Annotated in this window: 13 protein-coding genes; 5 read left to right on the forward strand and 8 right to left on the reverse strand. The window is 69.7% G+C overall.

The window, feature by feature from the left end; translation table 11 throughout:
• Nucleotides 1-22: 22 nt before the first annotated feature.
• Complete coding sequence (locus tag NG1_RS20150) at nt 23-634, forward strand: RBBP9/YdeN family alpha/beta hydrolase (protein ID WP_062973038.1); 612 nt, start codon at nt 23-25, stop codon at nt 632-634.
• Here the strand turns inward: NG1_RS20150 and NG1_RS20155 are convergent.
• The gene (locus NG1_RS20155) at nt 588-1,757 is read right to left on the reverse strand and encodes a glycosyltransferase family 4 protein (protein ID WP_062973040.1); all 1,170 of its coding nucleotides are present in this window, start codon (nt 1,755-1,757) and stop codon (nt 588-590) included. The genes NG1_RS20150 and NG1_RS20155 overlap by 47 nt on opposite strands.
• Nucleotides 1,758-1,884: 127 nt before the next feature.
• On the opposite strand from NG1_RS20155, the gene NG1_RS20160 reads away from it, so the two are divergent.
• Nucleotides 1,885-2,652 (forward strand): class I SAM-dependent methyltransferase, encoded by a 768-nt coding sequence (locus NG1_RS20160; protein WP_062973135.1) that lies wholly within the window; start codon nt 1,885-1,887, stop codon nt 2,650-2,652.
• A 5-nt stretch (nt 2,653-2,657) separates the two neighbouring features.
• Here NG1_RS20160 and NG1_RS20165 read toward each other — a convergent pair whose 3' ends face one another.
• Nucleotides 2,658-2,960, reverse strand: a complete 303-nt coding sequence (locus tag NG1_RS20165) for a hypothetical protein (protein WP_040871049.1) — start codon at nt 2,958-2,960, stop codon at nt 2,658-2,660.
• Nucleotides 2,961-3,169: 209 nt separating this feature from the next.
• Here NG1_RS20165 and NG1_RS20170 point away from each other — a divergent pair, with 209 nt between their 5' ends.
• Complete coding sequence (locus NG1_RS20170; protein ID WP_062973043.1) at nt 3,170-4,615, forward strand: aldehyde dehydrogenase; 1,446 nt, start codon at nt 3,170-3,172, stop codon at nt 4,613-4,615.
• Here the strand turns inward: NG1_RS20170 and NG1_RS20175 are convergent, their stop codons facing one another.
• Nucleotides 4,616-4,819, reverse strand: a complete 204-nt coding sequence (locus NG1_RS20175) for a hypothetical protein (protein ID WP_157114136.1) — start codon at nt 4,817-4,819, stop codon at nt 4,616-4,618.
• 343 nt (nt 4,820-5,162) lie between these two features.
• Nucleotides 5,163-6,113, reverse strand: a complete 951-nt coding sequence (locus tag NG1_RS20180) for a GlxA family transcriptional regulator (RefSeq protein WP_157114137.1) — start codon at nt 6,111-6,113, stop codon at nt 5,163-5,165.
• Nucleotides 6,114-6,226: 113 nt separating this feature from the next.
• Here NG1_RS20180 and NG1_RS20185 point away from each other — a divergent pair, with 113 nt between their 5' ends.
• Complete coding sequence (locus NG1_RS20185) at nt 6,227-6,979, forward strand: HD domain-containing protein (RefSeq protein WP_062973048.1); 753 nt, start codon at nt 6,227-6,229, stop codon at nt 6,977-6,979.
• A 112-nt stretch (nt 6,980-7,091) separates the two neighbouring features.
• Here NG1_RS20185 and NG1_RS20190 read toward each other — a convergent pair whose 3' ends face one another.
• From NG1_RS20190 to NG1_RS20205, 4 genes are all read right to left on the reverse strand, one after another.
• A complete protein-coding gene (locus NG1_RS20190; protein ID WP_062973050.1) occupies nt 7,092-8,924 on the reverse strand; it encodes a phosphoenolpyruvate carboxykinase (GTP) in 1,833 nt (610 codons plus the stop codon).
• 217 nt (nt 8,925-9,141) lie between these two features.
• Nucleotides 9,142-10,722, reverse strand: coding sequence for a hypothetical protein (locus NG1_RS20195; protein ID WP_084499057.1), 1,581 nt, complete (start codon nt 10,720-10,722; stop codon nt 9,142-9,144).
• A gap of 49 nt (nt 10,723-10,771) precedes the next feature.
• Nucleotides 10,772-11,905 carry a P-loop NTPase family protein gene (locus NG1_RS20200; RefSeq protein ID WP_062973052.1) on the reverse strand — a complete coding sequence of 378 codons (1,134 nt, stop codon included), beginning with the start codon at nt 11,903-11,905 and terminating at the stop codon, nt 10,772-10,774.
• Between the two features lie 65 nt (nt 11,906-11,970).
• Nucleotides 11,971-12,753 (reverse strand): SDR family oxidoreductase, encoded by a 783-nt coding sequence (locus tag NG1_RS20205; RefSeq protein WP_062973054.1) that lies wholly within the window; start codon nt 12,751-12,753, stop codon nt 11,971-11,973.
• A 151-nt stretch (nt 12,754-12,904) separates the two neighbouring features.
• Between NG1_RS20205 and NG1_RS20210 the strand changes: the two genes are divergently transcribed.
• Nucleotides 12,905-14,251 (forward strand): lipase family protein, encoded by a 1,347-nt coding sequence (locus NG1_RS20210; RefSeq protein ID WP_062973056.1) that lies wholly within the window; start codon nt 12,905-12,907, stop codon nt 14,249-14,251.
• The last annotated feature ends 4 nt before the right edge of the window (nt 14,252-14,255 follow it).

Raw genomic sequence — 14,255 nt, forward strand, 5'->3', positions numbered from 1 at the left:
TGAGCCCATACCGTCGATTGCCGTGACCTCACAACCAACGCACGCCCGCGCCGTCGTCATCCACGGCTACCGCGCCACGCCCGACGACCACTGGTTTCCCTGGCTCGCCGACCGCCTGGACGCCGCGGGCACCCCGACATATGTGCCCGCCCTCCCCGGCGCCGACGATCCTGATCGGGTCGCCTGGCTCGCCGCCACCGCCAAAGCCGTCGGCACGCCCGACAAGGGCACCGCGGTGATCGCCCACAGCCTCGGCTGCCTCACCGTGCTGCGCTACCTCGCGGCACTTCCGGGCGAATGGCGTCTCGGCCACCTGATACTGGTCGCGGGTTTCCTCGATCCGCTCCCGGCCCTGCCCGAGCTGGACGCCTACATCGAATCCGGCTGCGACGTGAGCGCGATCCCCGAACACCTGGACCACCTGACCATTTTCCGCTCCGACGAGGACGAGTTGGTCCCCACCACGCATACCGATCGCCTGGCCGGCCTCCTCGGCGTCACAGCTCGAGCGGTACCCGGCGCAGGCCACTTCCTGGCCGATGACGGAATCACCGAACTCGCCGAGGTGGTGGACGCGCTACAGGGCGTCAGACCGTCCGGGGGGCGAGCAACCCGCTCGTGTGCTCGCCTCTAGCTGCCGCGGCCAGCACTTCGTACACACCGTTCCCGGTCTGTTCCCAGGAGAATTCGCGAGCGCGAGCGCGGGCCTTCTCACCCATCACCGTGCGCGCACCGGGGTCTTCCAGCAGATCACCGATGGCATCGGCCAACTGGGCGACGTCGTCGACCAGGATTCCGGTGGCGCCGTCGACGATGGAATCGGTGAGTCCGCGCGAACTCCGGTAGCCGACCGTCGGCACGCCGTGCTGGGCGGCTTCGATCACCGCGAGCCCCCACCCTTCTTTGCGGGACGGCAGCACATGCACCCATGCGCGGGCGAGGAGTTCGTGCTTGCGGCGCTCGTCCACGTGCCCGTGGAAGGTGACGGCGTCGGCGATGCCGAGTTCACGGGCGTTGTCCCGCAGGTTGTCCGCCCACCAGCCGTCGCCGATCACGTCCATGCGCAGGCCGGGAACGCGGTCGCGCAGCCGGGCCACGGCCGCGAGCGCGTCCTCGATCTGCTTGTGCGGCACCAGACGGGAGAGCACCACGACAGTGGGTGCGGGAGTACGGGTTTCCGCGGCGCCGGTGGGCGCGTCGACTGGAACAGGTTCAGCTCCGTTGCGGACCACCGCGATTCGCGTGCGGTCCACACCGAGCGTGGCCAACTCCTCCGCCGACGGGAGCGAAACGGTCAGATATTGGTTGTGCCGGTGCACGCGCGGAGACAGCCGCGATTCGATCCACCAGCCGATGCGGCCGACCAGCCGGCCCGCCACCGGCCACTGTTCACGGTGGCCGTGGTGCACGAGCACCACCGACGGCGCGGTGGTGACGGCGGTGGCGAAGAACGGGATGCCGTTCTGGGTGTCGATCACCGCGTCCGGCCGCAGGCCGCGCAAAGGGCCGAGACCGATCCTGCCGAGCAGCAGCGCGGCGAGCGCTCGCGGATACACCGTGTAGCGGCCGCCCGCGCGGCTGATATCGATGCCGTCGAGGCGTTCCCGCCGCGGCGCTCCCGGGTAGCGGGCGGTGCGCAGGGTGACCTTGACCCCGCGTGCCGCGAGCTGCGCGCCGACCTGCTCGAGGTACCGCTCGCTGCCGCCGCCCTGCGGGTGCCCGGTGTCACGCCAGCAGAGCAGGAGGACTTCGCGCACGGTGGAGCTTCTCTCGGTCGGTAGGGGGGAACGTAGGATGTCGCGCTACACCCTAACCTGAGCACCCGCCCGAGATGCCGAGCATCGGGGTTGTGCGAGACTCGGCGCCGTGCTCGAAGCCGAAACGATGCCGACGCGCAGCGACTCGCCCCGGTTCGCCCGCCGGGCGACCCTGCGCCGGTCGCTGCGGCTGCTCGGTAGTTTTCGGTTCGAGCAGACCGATCCGGCGCTGTTCTACGGGGGCCTGGCCGCCGACACCTCGGCGATGATCGCCGACTTCTACTCCGACCTCACCGGCCGGTCGCTGGACGGTGCGACAATCCTCGACGTGGGCGGAGGGCCGGGCTACTTCGCCGACGAGTTCGCCCGCACGGGGGCGAGCTACATCCCGGTGGAGCCCGACCCGACGGAGATGCACGCCGCGGGGCTCTCGGTGGCGGGCGCGGTCCGCGGATCCGGGATGGCGCTGCCGTTCCGTGACGACGCCGTCGACATCTGTTTCTCGTCGAACGTCGCCGAGCACGTTTCGAAGCCGTGGGTGATGGCCGACGAGATGGTGCGGGTGACCAGGCCCGGCGGGTTGATCGTGCTCTCCTACACGGTGTGGCACGGCCCGTTCGGTGGGCACGAGACCGGACCCTGGCACTACCTCGGTGGTGAGTACGCCGCGCGCCGGTACCGGCGCAAGCACGGGCGCGAACCCAAGAACAGGTTCGGCACCTCGCTGTTCGCGGTGCGGGCCGCGGACGGATTGCGCTGGGCGGCAGGCACTCCGGCGGAGGTGCACACCGTCTTCCCGCGTTACCACCCCCGGTGGGCGTGGTGGTTGGTCCGGGTGCCGATGGTGCGTGAGTTACTTGTGAGCAATCTGGTCGTGGTGGCAACCAAAAGTTAGCGGAGCTAAGCCTCCAGCCACCCGCGGCGCCAGTGCCGCTTACCGCAGGGCGCGTGCACGGGCTCACTCCACGGCGATTCCCGCATGGCCAGTCCGACGGTCTCGAGCGTGGTGAGGCCGACCAGATCGGCCAGCATCCCTACGGCGGCGACCGCCTCCGCGGCCTGCATAGCCGCGGTCGCCTGCTCGATCGTCAGGGTACGGCCGGGTAGGAAGGAGACCACCCACCCGCCGTGGCCGACACACTTCGCCTGATGCTCGGTTTGATCGCTGGTCATCAGCGACCGGCCGATCACTTGCACCGCCATGACTCGGACTCCCCAGTTTGCGGTAACGGTTCGGTAATGGAGCGAGCTGATATGTCGATACAGCATCCCCCGTACAGCAACAGAACGCAATAGTGCGTTCTGCAAAAAGCGAACCGAGAGGTCGGGATTCACACTGGCCAGAGCGCTGCCATGGCGCAAAACTGGAACAGGTTACAGACAATGGCAGCGCAAAACTGTAACGTGTTCTCATGCATTACGACAGCTTGTTCATCGGCGGCCGCTGGACCGCGCCAGCCACCGCCGAGCGCATCCAGGTCATCTCGCCGGCCACGGTCGAGCCGGTGGGCAGCGTCCCGGCGGTGAGCCGGGCCGACGTCGACGCCGCGGTCACCGCGGCAAGGCACGCTTTCGACCACGGCCCGTGGCCCGCGACACCGCCGAAGGAGCGCGCGGAGGTGCTCACCCGCGCGGCCCGGCTGATCGAGCAGCGCTCCGCGGACCTGCTCGCCGCGCTGACCGCCGAGGTCGGCGTGCCGCAGATGATGGCGATGACGCTGAATCAAATCCCCGCGGTCGCCGCGCTGGACGCCTACGCCGCCCTGGCCGAGTCCTTCCCCTGGCGGGAGACCCGGGTCGGCGGGTTCGGCACCACGCGGGTCACCCGCGAGCCGCGCGGTGTCGTCGCGGCGGTCACCGCGTGGAACGTCCCGCTGTTCCTCGCGGTCAACAAGCTCGCACCGGCCCTGCTGGCCGGTTGCACCGTGGTGCTTAAGCCCGCCCCGTTGACGCCGATCACGGCCAACATGGTCGCCGACATCTTCACCGAGGCCGGGTTGCCCGAAGGCGTGCTGTCGGTGCTGCCCGCCGAGCCCGACGCGGCCGAGTACCTCGTCTCACATCCCGGCGTGGACAAGGTGACCTTCACCGGAAGCACCGCCGTCGGCCGGAAGATCGGGGCCATCGCCACCGGTCAGCTCAAGAGCGTCTCGCTCGAACTCGGCGGCAAGTCGGCGGCGATCCTGTTGCCCGACATGGACCTCGCGGCCAATATCCCGGTGCTCGCGTTCTCCGGCCTGATGAACAGCGGTCAGGGCTGTGTCGCGCAGACCCGCATCCTCGCCCCGCGCAGCCGGTACGACGAGATCCTCGACGCGCTGGTCGACCATGTGAAGACGATGAAGGTGGGCGACCCGAACGACCCGAGCGTGCTGCTCGGCCCACTGATCTCCGAGCGCCAGCGCGACCGGGTCGAGGGCTACATCGCCGAGGGCAAGACCGAGGGCGCGCGACTCGTGCTCGGCGGGGGCCGCCCGGAGGGGCTGGACCGGGGCTGGTTCGTCGAGCCGACGATCTTCGCCGACGTGGACAACAAGTCGACCATCGCCCAGGAGGAGATCTTCGGGCCGGTGCTGTCGGTCATCCCGTACGAGACCGAGGACGAGGCCGTCGCCATCGCCAACGACTCGGTCTACGGCCTCGCGGGCTCGGTGTGGACGACCGACATCGAGCACGGAGCCGAGATCGCGGCGCGCGTGCGCACCGGCACCTACGCGATCAACTGGTACGCCTTCGACCCGACTTCGCCGTTCGGCGGCTACAAGTCCTCCGGGCTCGGACGCGAGAACGGCCCGGAGGGTCTCGATGCGTTCTGCGAGCAGAAATCGCTGCTCATGCCACTCGGCTGGACCGGGTAGTCAGTCGGGCGGCATGACCACCCGCAGCAGCGGCGCACGGTTGCCGTAACGCCCGGGTGGCGCGTCGACGACTTCGACGCTCCACCCTGGCGGCAGCACCGCCAGCAGCCGCCCCGCGGCCCGGCGCAGCGGAGTGCTCGCGGTCGCCGACTCGAATCCGGCAACCATGGGGGCAAGGGACGTCGCCGTCTCCAGATCGGCCATGCTCCAACCACCTCTCGCGTCGATCTCGCCGTACGCCGCGGGCATCGCGGGTCCGATGTCGGTAGGGAAGTAGTTCAGTCGATCAGTTAACCGTTGGTAATCCGACTGTGTGATGGGGAAGGTAGAACACGCCAAGCATAAATCACGAGTACACGAAATCTCTCAATAAGATCATTACCCCGATCCACCCAGGGCTAAACCCGTTCAGCCGTGGAAAATTCGCGAATCCTCGCTCGCCACCGGCACTCTCTTGCGCGACCCCTCGGGCCACACCTCGGTCACGGCCATCGAAAGACCTGCTCCACAATGACATTCGCCCTGGTGGACAACTGTCCAGCCGCGTTCACCGGCCCAGGGATCGGCGATACGCAGCGGGTGTGGCGCCCGTCGCCGCTCGCAGATGCACGCGCAGTGCGGTGACGCTGCCGAAACCGGCCTTGGCCGCGACGACTTCCACTGGCAAACGCGTAGTTTCCAGAAGTTCGCGGGCACGCGCGGTGCGCTGGGCGTCCAGCCACCGCCGCGGGGTGGTCCCCACTTCCGCCTTGAAGCGACGGATGAAGGTACGTTCGCTCATCAACGCGTGCGCGGCCAGCGCCGAGACATCCACCGCCGCAGCGGGTTCGGCGACCGCCCAGGCCAGGGTGGCGGCGAGACCGCCATCGCGGGCGGCCGCGCCCGGCCGATCCGGAACGTACTGCGCCTGCCCGCCCTCTCGATGCGGGGCGGTCACATTCCACCTGGCCAGCTCCGCCGCCGCATGCGCGCCCAGCTCGCGGCGGACGAGGTGCAGGCACAGGTCGAAACCCGCCGACAGCCCGGCGGAGGTCAGCACGTCACCGTCATCCACATACAGCGCCGTCGGGTCCAGTTTCACCGCCGGATACAGCTCGGCGAACTCGCCGCAGTAGGCCCAGTGCGTGGTCGCCGGTCGTCCGTCCAATAGCCCGGCCTCGGCGAGGACGAACGCCCCGACGCAAACGCTCACCATCGTCGCGCCCCGCGCCGCCGCGCTCCGCAAGGCGATCAGCGCCTTCGGCGGGGTCGGAAGCGTCGGAATCCCGATCCCCGGCACGACGACGACATCCGCCTCCTCCAGCGCCTCCAGCCCGTGCTCCACCCGCAGCTCGAAGCCATTGGGCGTCCACACCGGCCCAGGCCGCACCCCACAGGTGCGCATCTCGAACCCGGACGGCTCGCCGGTCTTCCCGGGCCCGTGCCGGAACGCTTGAACGGCGCAGGCCAGATCGAAGGCCATCACGCCGTCCAGCGCGAGGGCCACCACTCGCTTCATCACTCCCAGTTTGGCACGAATCCGAGTATCACTGTCATTTCCGCCACTCGTCGGGAATCCCATCGCACACTTGACTCGAGTGCACACCGAGTACCGAGGAGAAGGAGGGCGAAGTGGCCGGACCGACGGGCCTCGATTGGGCATGGGCCACCCGCACCGGGGGCGCGTTGTCGAAGGAGCAACGCCGCGGGTTGGCCGTCGCGACCGCCCGCACGCTGCCCGCCATGGTGCCCAACCGGGTCCGGATCGCGCTGGGGCGGCGGGGACGCGGGAAGCTGGAGTTCGCCGGGCTGCGGCTGCCGGATTCGAAGCTCGCCGTCGCGGCGGAGACCGAGGCGCGTGAAGCGCTTTCTCCGCACGTACTGAACCATTCGCTGCGGACCTACTACTTCGGGCGGGTCCTGGCCGACCTCGACGGCGCCGCCCATGACGACGAACTCGTCTACGTCTCCTGCCTGCTGCACGATCTGAAGCTCGAACATCCCACGCCCGGAAGGTGTTTCGCGGTAGCAGGCGGAGAGCGGGCCGCCGCCGTCGCACTCGGCGCGGGCGCTACGCCGGAACGGGCCGACGCGATCGGCGCGGCCATCGCCACCCACATCACACCCGGCGTTGCCGACGATCTCGGTGACCCCGGCGGCTTCGTCTCCGCGGGAGCCTCGGTGGACGTGCTCGGAACACGGCTGGCCGAGCTGGACCGGGTCTGGGTCGCCGAACTGCTGCGACGTCATCCGCGGCTGGAGTTCAAGCGGCACGTCGTCGCGGCGTTCCGAGCGGAGGCGAAGGCGATGCCGACCGGCCGGATCCGCTGGCTCAACCGCGCCGGCTTCCTGGCCATGATCCGGATGTCGCCGTTCCCCGAATAGCGCCGCTGCTCGAACGATTCGGCGTCCGGTCGGCAAAACGTTTGTCGCGCAGAACAAATCGCCCGCACCATCCGACAGATGGTGCGGGCGAGGTGCTACTTTGGGTGGAGTGTCAGCCCAGACGCTCCTTGAGCGCCTCGAACTCGTCGCGCACGCCGGAAGGCAGCTTGTCACCGACGAACTCGAACCACTCTTCGATCAGCGGGATCTCCTTGCGCCACTCCTCGGCGTTCACCGCGAGCGCCTCGTCGACGTCCTCGGGGTCGACGTCCAGCCCGTCCAGGTCGAGCTGCGTGGCGGTCGGCACGTTACCGATCGCGGTCGCCTCGGCCTCGGCGGAACCTTCGATGCGGCCGACGATCCACTCCAGCACGCGGGAGTTCTCGCCGAAGCCGGGCCACAGGAAGCGGCCGTCGTCGCCGCGACGGAACCAGTTGACGTAGAAGATCTTCGGCAGCTTGGCGGCGTCGGCGTTCTTGCCGAGGTTGATCCAGTGGCCCAGGTAGTCGCCGACGTGGTAGCCCAGGAACGGGAGCATGGCCATCGGGTCGCGGCGGACGGTGCCCACCTTGCCCTCGGCGGCCGCGGTCTGCTCGGAGGACAGCGTCGCGCCCATGAACACACCGTGCTGCCAGTCGAAGGACTCGGTGACCAGCGGAACGGTGGTCTTGCGGCGGCCACCGAACAGGATCGCGGAGATCGGCACGCCCTGGGGGTCGTCCCACTCGGGCGCCAGGATCGGGCACTGCGCCATCGGCGTGCAGTAGCGCGAGTTCGGGTGGGCCGCCAGCGTCTCGGTCTCCCGCAGGTACCAGTCGTTGCCCTTCCAGTCGATCAGGTGATCGGGCTCGCCTTCCAGGCCCTCCCACCACACGTCGCCGTTGTCGGTCTGCGCGACGTTGGTGTAGACCGTGTTGCCCGCCTCCATGGTGGCCATGGCGTTCGGGTTCGAGCTGCGGTTGGTGCCCGGCGCGACGCCGAAGAAGCCGTACTCGGGGTTCACCGCGTAGAGGCGGCCGTCCTTGCCGAAGCGCATCCAGGCGATGTCGTCGCCCAGGGTCTCCGCGCGCCAGCCCGGCACGGTCGGCTGGATCATCGCGAGGTTTGTCTTGCCACAGGCGCTCGGGAACGCGGCGGCGATGTAGTACGCCTTGTTCTCCGGGGAGATCAGCTTGAGGATCAGCATGTGCTCGGCCAGCCAGCCCTCGTCGTGGGCCATCGCCGAGGCGATCCGCAGCGAGTAGCACTTCTTGCCGAGCAGCGCGTTGCCGCCGTAGCCGGAGCCGTAGCTCCAGATCTCCCGGTCCTCGGGGAAGTGGGTGATGTACTTGGTGTCGTTGCACGGCCACGGCACGTCGGCCTGGCCATCGGCCAGCGGCGCGCCCACGGAGTGCAGCGCCTTCACGAACGGACGGTCGGCGCCCAGCTTCTCCAGGGCGGCGGCGCCCATGCGGGTCATCACGCGCATCGACACCACGACGTACTCGGAGTCGGTGATCTCGACGCCGAGCTTCGGGTCATCCGCGCCCAGCGGACCCATGCAGAACGGCACCACGTACATGGTGCGGCCCTTCATCGAGCCGCGGTACAGCTCGGTCATCGTGGCGCGCATCTCGGCGGGGTCGACCCAGTTGTTGGTGGGGCCCGCGTCGGCTTCGGACTTCGAACAGATGAACGTGCGGGACTCCACCCGGGCCACGTCCGAGGGATCGGAGAGGGCGAGGAAGGAGTTCGGCTTCTTCTTCTCGTCCAGCCGCTTGAACGTCCCCGCTGCCACGAGCTGCTCGGTCAGCCGCTCCCATTCTTCGTCGGAGCCGTCCGCCCAGACCACACGATCCGGCTGGGTGAGTTCGGCGACTTCTTGTACCCAGGCGAGTAGTTCGCTGTGCTCGGTCGGCGCCTTGCCGTCGGATCCACGAAGACCAGGAATGGTCGCTGACGTCATGAAAACTCTCCTGAGATGGGCGGCTACTCGCTACTTCGCCGCCTGGCCCTAGGCCCATGACCAGCGCGAATGCACCGAGCGCCACCGTTGGCGGGAAGGCGCCCGCTCCGACCGGTCGAACGCGCACCCAGGAGGGCGGCAGATCAGGACTTAGCGGACGCCCAAGTTCCTGAATAGAGGTTAACGCGATGTGACGGCCGGTACGGTATCGGGTTCCTCACTGTGTACCCAATCGGTCGTTCGTTTCAACAGGCGAGATCCATCGATCGAGGATCCCGACATCGCGCTCGCATGCGGCGAGCTGTCCCGGCTGCTCGGCCGCCATCCGGCGCAAGTCGGTCTCCAACCGGGCCACCCGGCGATCCGTCTCGATCATTCGCGCGGTGCTTGCTCGGACCACGTGATCTGCCAAAACAGCTTCCGCTTCCACGAGCGCGGTCGCCACCCGCTGCTCGAGCTGGGCTTTTACATTGACCAACGCGTCGGCGATCCATTGCCGGATATGCGCTCGATCGGCCAGCTGCCTGCGGGCACGGACCACCCATGCCGCAGCGCCGCCGCCGAGCAGCAGCGTGACCGGCACACTCGCCACGTCCAGGGCCGGTACCAGCGAGAACGGAGCAACCAGCAAGCGACCCAGGCCGACACCGGCCGACGCGCCGAGCGCGACCATAAGGTGATCTTCGACACCTTTATGGCGGGGCTCGGGATCCGGGCCGACCCGAGGGGCCGGGTCGCGCCTGCGCGTCGGCGCGTCGTTCGTGCGCTCGATCCGGGCGCTCAGTTCGGCCAGTCGCAGGTCGATGACGTGGTCGAGCGCGCCGGTCATCTCGGTGACGGCCTGCTGTAACCGCGCGGGGTAATCGGCGAGTTCCGCGGGACGCAGCCGATCCAGTTCGGCGCGCACCGCGGTGTGCAGCGCCCGGATGCTCGCACCGATCTCGGTCATCAGATCCACCCGGGCCAAGTGCAGCTGCCCGCGCAAGGTCGACATGGCGGTGGCGCGTCCACCGTCACGACCGGCCAGGAGGATGGCACGTTCCTCGCGCAGCCGCGCCGGTTCGGCGCCGGAGCGCAACGCCGCCACCTGCTCGGCCACCCGCTGACGGGTGTCGGCCAAGACCCGTGCGGTGACCGCGCCCCGCCGGTCACCCCCGGCGGCGGCCGCCGCGGTGAGTTGCGCGTGCAGCGCGCCCAGACCGGAGCGATCGAGCAGTCCGGTGTCGCCCGCGGTGCGCGCGGCGGCCGCGAGCCGGGCGGAGACCGGCACGATGTCCAGCTCGGCGGAGCCCTGCGCGGCGAGCAATTCCAGGTTCCGCTCCCGCACCGCGCGCCAGTCCTGATAGGCGTGGATGCCGTTCATGGCGAGCAGCAGACGGGTGCCGTCCGCGCGCAGCCGGGCGATCGCCTCCAGCACGTCCGCGCCGATGATGGAGCCCGCGTCGAGCAGGATCAACGCCACCGCGGGAGGGACCGCCCCGGCGGGTGCGGCGGTCTCCGCGCCCGAGTCGGCGCGCGGCTCCGACAGCGTGACACGCGGTTCGAACCGCGCGAGTTCGGTCCGCAACAACGTCGTGTTGACGTCGTCCGGACCGATCACCGTGACGACCCCGACGGCACCGGGCCCGTCCATCGCGCGCAGCAGGGCCATACCCTGCGGATTCCAACGTTCCACCACGGCCGCCAGCTCGGGCGTGAGCGCGCGGTCGGGGTGCTCGGCGTCGCCGTCGGCGGGCAGGTCGACGCCGCCCCGGCCCGTCGTGCCCGCGCGGACGATCTGGTCTCGATCGACCCCCACGAGAGACGCCGGATCCGCCTCGGACGACGTACCCACCGGCTCCGGGGGCTCAGAGACCGGCACTGCTCATCCGTTCCCATAGTCGAACGTAGCCGTTGTGCACGCGCAACGCGGCGCGGCGGGCGGGCGGCGGCATATCGCTGGTGACGACGGCGCGCCAGCGGCTCGCTCGGGCCAGCGCGTCGTCGGCGTCGGAGGGCGCGGGCGCCTCGTATCCCGCGGCCAAGTGGGCCACGTCGGGCCCGGCCAGGCCGGCGCAGAGCCCGAGCCAGAGGGCGTCGTCGCTGTAGAGATAGGACTCCAGCAGGTCGCGCGCGCGGCCGCCCTCCTCCGGGACCGCGCGCGCGGCGAGGCGGGCCAGCTCGTCGAGCAGTTCGCCGCCGCGCAGCGCGGACACCTGCTCGTAGCGGCGGTGCAGCAACTGGTGCAGCGCGTCGATGCCGGTGGCCGCGTGCAGGATCTGCGACAGCTGCTGCGGAGCGAGGTCCGGATCGTGGCGCAGGGCGGCGCACGCGCAGGCCACGCCGTACAGGTCCCAGCGCTGCAACAGCTGTTCGCGCTCGGCGGCGTCCGGCCCGGGTGCGACGAACAGGTCCGGCGCGAGGAGCAGGGCGGGGTCGGCTTCGGTGGCGAGCTTGCGCAGCAGGTCGACATCGGCGTCGGTCAGCGCGCCCGTCCGGGTGCGGGTCGCCAGGGACGCGACCACCGGAACCACCGGGATCCGCAGTTCCCTGCCGTACTGCTGGGCCGCGGCCACCGCATCGCTCCAGCGGGAGCCGATCGCGTCGGCCTTGTTCAACACCGCGATCGTGCGCTGCGGCGGCAGCGTGGCGAGCACCCTGCGATCCGCGGGCGACGGCGCGGCCGACAACACGTAGACGACGATGTCGGCGTCGAGTTCCGGATCGGGCGCCCCGGGCCGGTCCACCGGATCGGTCTCCACCGCCGACATCAGCGCGAGCGCGTGCAGCACCGTGGTCCGCCCCGCGTGCGCGCGTCCGGCCACCTGGATTCGCGGCGGTTTGCGCCAAGCGCTGACGGCGGCCGCCGCGGCGTATCCGATCTGCGGATCGCGCCCCGTGCCGAAGCGCAGCTCGGCGAGCAGTTTGTCGAGCTGATCGTGAGCGGACGTGGGAACGCCGCGCTCCCGCAGCGGCCCATCGGAATCAGTGGCTGTCGACATGCCGCACACCCCCTTTACGGTGCGCAATTCTGTCAGAAGTCCGGTCGAGGGACAGGCTCGACCGCTCAGCTGCCACTGAAGTACTTGTTCGCGGTCCGCACCGCCCAGTTCGGCGCGTATTTCGCCACCGTCGCCAGCACTTTCGCCTGCGCGCCGATCTCGTAGTGCACCTTCGGCAGCCGGGCGCGCTTGCGGGTGGCCTCCCAGATCCCGGCGGCGACATCGTCGGCGGTCAGCCGCACACCCAGCGACTTCGTCGTCCCGGTCGTCACGCCGTCCACCATGGCCGTGGCCACGAACATCGGCCAGATCGCGAGCACCCGGATGTCGTGGCGCTCCCATTCGAGGTCGAGCGCCTCGGTGAAACTCTTGACCGCCGCCTTGCTGGCACCGTAGCTCGCGAGTTCGGCTTGGCCGTAGATCGCCGACGCCGAGCAGAGGTTCACCACCTGGGCGCCCGGGGTGTCGCGAAGGTACTGGAACGCGCTGTGCGTTCCGGTGAGCACGCCGGTCAGGTTGACCTCGATGATCGCCCGATGGGCTGCGAGGTCGATCGCCTCGAACGGTCCGGCGCGCAGAATGCCCGCGTTGTTGACCAGGATGTCCAGCCGCCCCGTCGCCGCGTGGAACTCCGCGAGCCGCTCCGCCCACTGCGTGGCGTTCGTCACATCCAGTACCCCGGTGTGTGCGGCGCCACCGGCCGCTGTGATATCACCGGAAAGCCTGGTCAGCCCGACTTCATCGATGTCGTAAGCCCCGACCTGGTATCCCTGCGCAGCGAAAAGCAAGGCCGTAGCCCGGCCGATACCGGCCGCCGCGCCGGTGATGAATACTGTCGGTCTGCTCATGCCCGGGGAGTCTAGTGCCGGGAACGCCGTGTACTCCGGGGTTCCCAGACGCCCGCCGGTCACTTACCCTGCAGAAGTGGTCGGCACCATAACCGGTGCGCAGCTTCACCTTTCGCATGCGGCAACCGACCTCGACGATGAGGAGGTTGCGATGACCGCGAATGTCATCGGCGCTGTGGACCCGGAGCCCGCCGGTCCCGCGGACCGCAAGCCCTTGCTGCCCAGCCTGGACCCGTTCCATCGACCGCCGAAGGGGTTCGCGGCCAAGTCGCCCGGCACCATCCTGCGCAGCAGGAAGATCGACGTGGCACTGTTCGGAATTGTCCCGCAACAGGTCTCGGCCTGGCAGCTACTGTACCGCAGCTGTGATCTGCACGGGGCGGCGGAAGCGGCGATCACCACGGTCCTGCTGCCGCTGGACGCCGAACCGGACGAGGATCGCCCGCTGCTGGCCTTCCAGACCGCGATGGACGCCGTCACCGAGAAGTGCTCCCCCTCCTACGCCCTTCGCCACGGCGCGCGGGCGCTCGGATCGGTCACCCAGTTCGAATGGCTCCTGGTCGCGAACGCACTGCGGCGCGGATGGGCGGTGACCATCGCCGACCACGAGGGACCGCACGGGAACTTCGGCGCCCCGCGGGAGCCCGGCTACCGGGCGCTCGACGGCATCCGCGCCGCCCTGCGCTTCGGCCCGCTCGGCCTCGGCCCGCGCACCCGCGTCGCGGTGTGGGGCTACTCCGGCGGCGGCATGGCCAGCTCCTGGACGGTCGAGATGGCGCCGACCTACGCTCCGGAACTCGACATCGTCGGCGCGGTGCTCGGCGCCCCGGTCGGCGACCCGGGCCAGGTCTTCGACCGGCTCAACGGCACCCCCTACGCGGGCCTGCCCGCCATCGTCATCGCCGCCCTGCGCAGGCTGTATCCGGCGTTGAGTTCGCTGATCGATGACGAACTGAGCCCCGACGGCCACCGGTTCGTCGTCCGCGCGGAGAACGCGACACCGTTCGGGGCGATCCTCGGGCTCGCCAACAAGAAGGTGGACGACTTCCTCGACCGCCCGCTCGCCGAGGTACTCGACACCCCGCAGCTGCGGGCGATGTTCGACGACCTGCGGCTCGGCAACGCGACGCCCGCCTGCCCACTGCTGGTGGTGCAACCCATCCACGATCAGATCATCCACATCGACGGTATCGACGGTCAGGTGGCGCGCTACCGCCGTGGCGGCGCCGCGGTGACCTACGTCCGCGACCGGCTCAGTGAGCACTTCTCGCTGCTGCCGCTGTCCACGCCGATCAGCCTGGACTGGCTGGCCGACCGGTTGGCCGGGCAGCCGGTGCGCGATGTGGGCGACACCACCGTCTGGTCGGTCGCGGCATCGCCCTCGGGAGTGCGTGGCCTGCTGGAGATGGCGGTGACCGCGGCCAAGGTCGCGCTGGGCAGGCCACTGCGCCAGCAACAGCCCACGGTGACCAGAATCGCGCCGGCACGCGCCGCCTGACCTC

This window comes from Nocardia gamkensis NBRC 108242 (assembly GCF_001612985.1).
Lineage (GTDB): Bacteria > Actinomycetota > Actinomycetes > Mycobacteriales > Mycobacteriaceae > Nocardia > Nocardia gamkensis.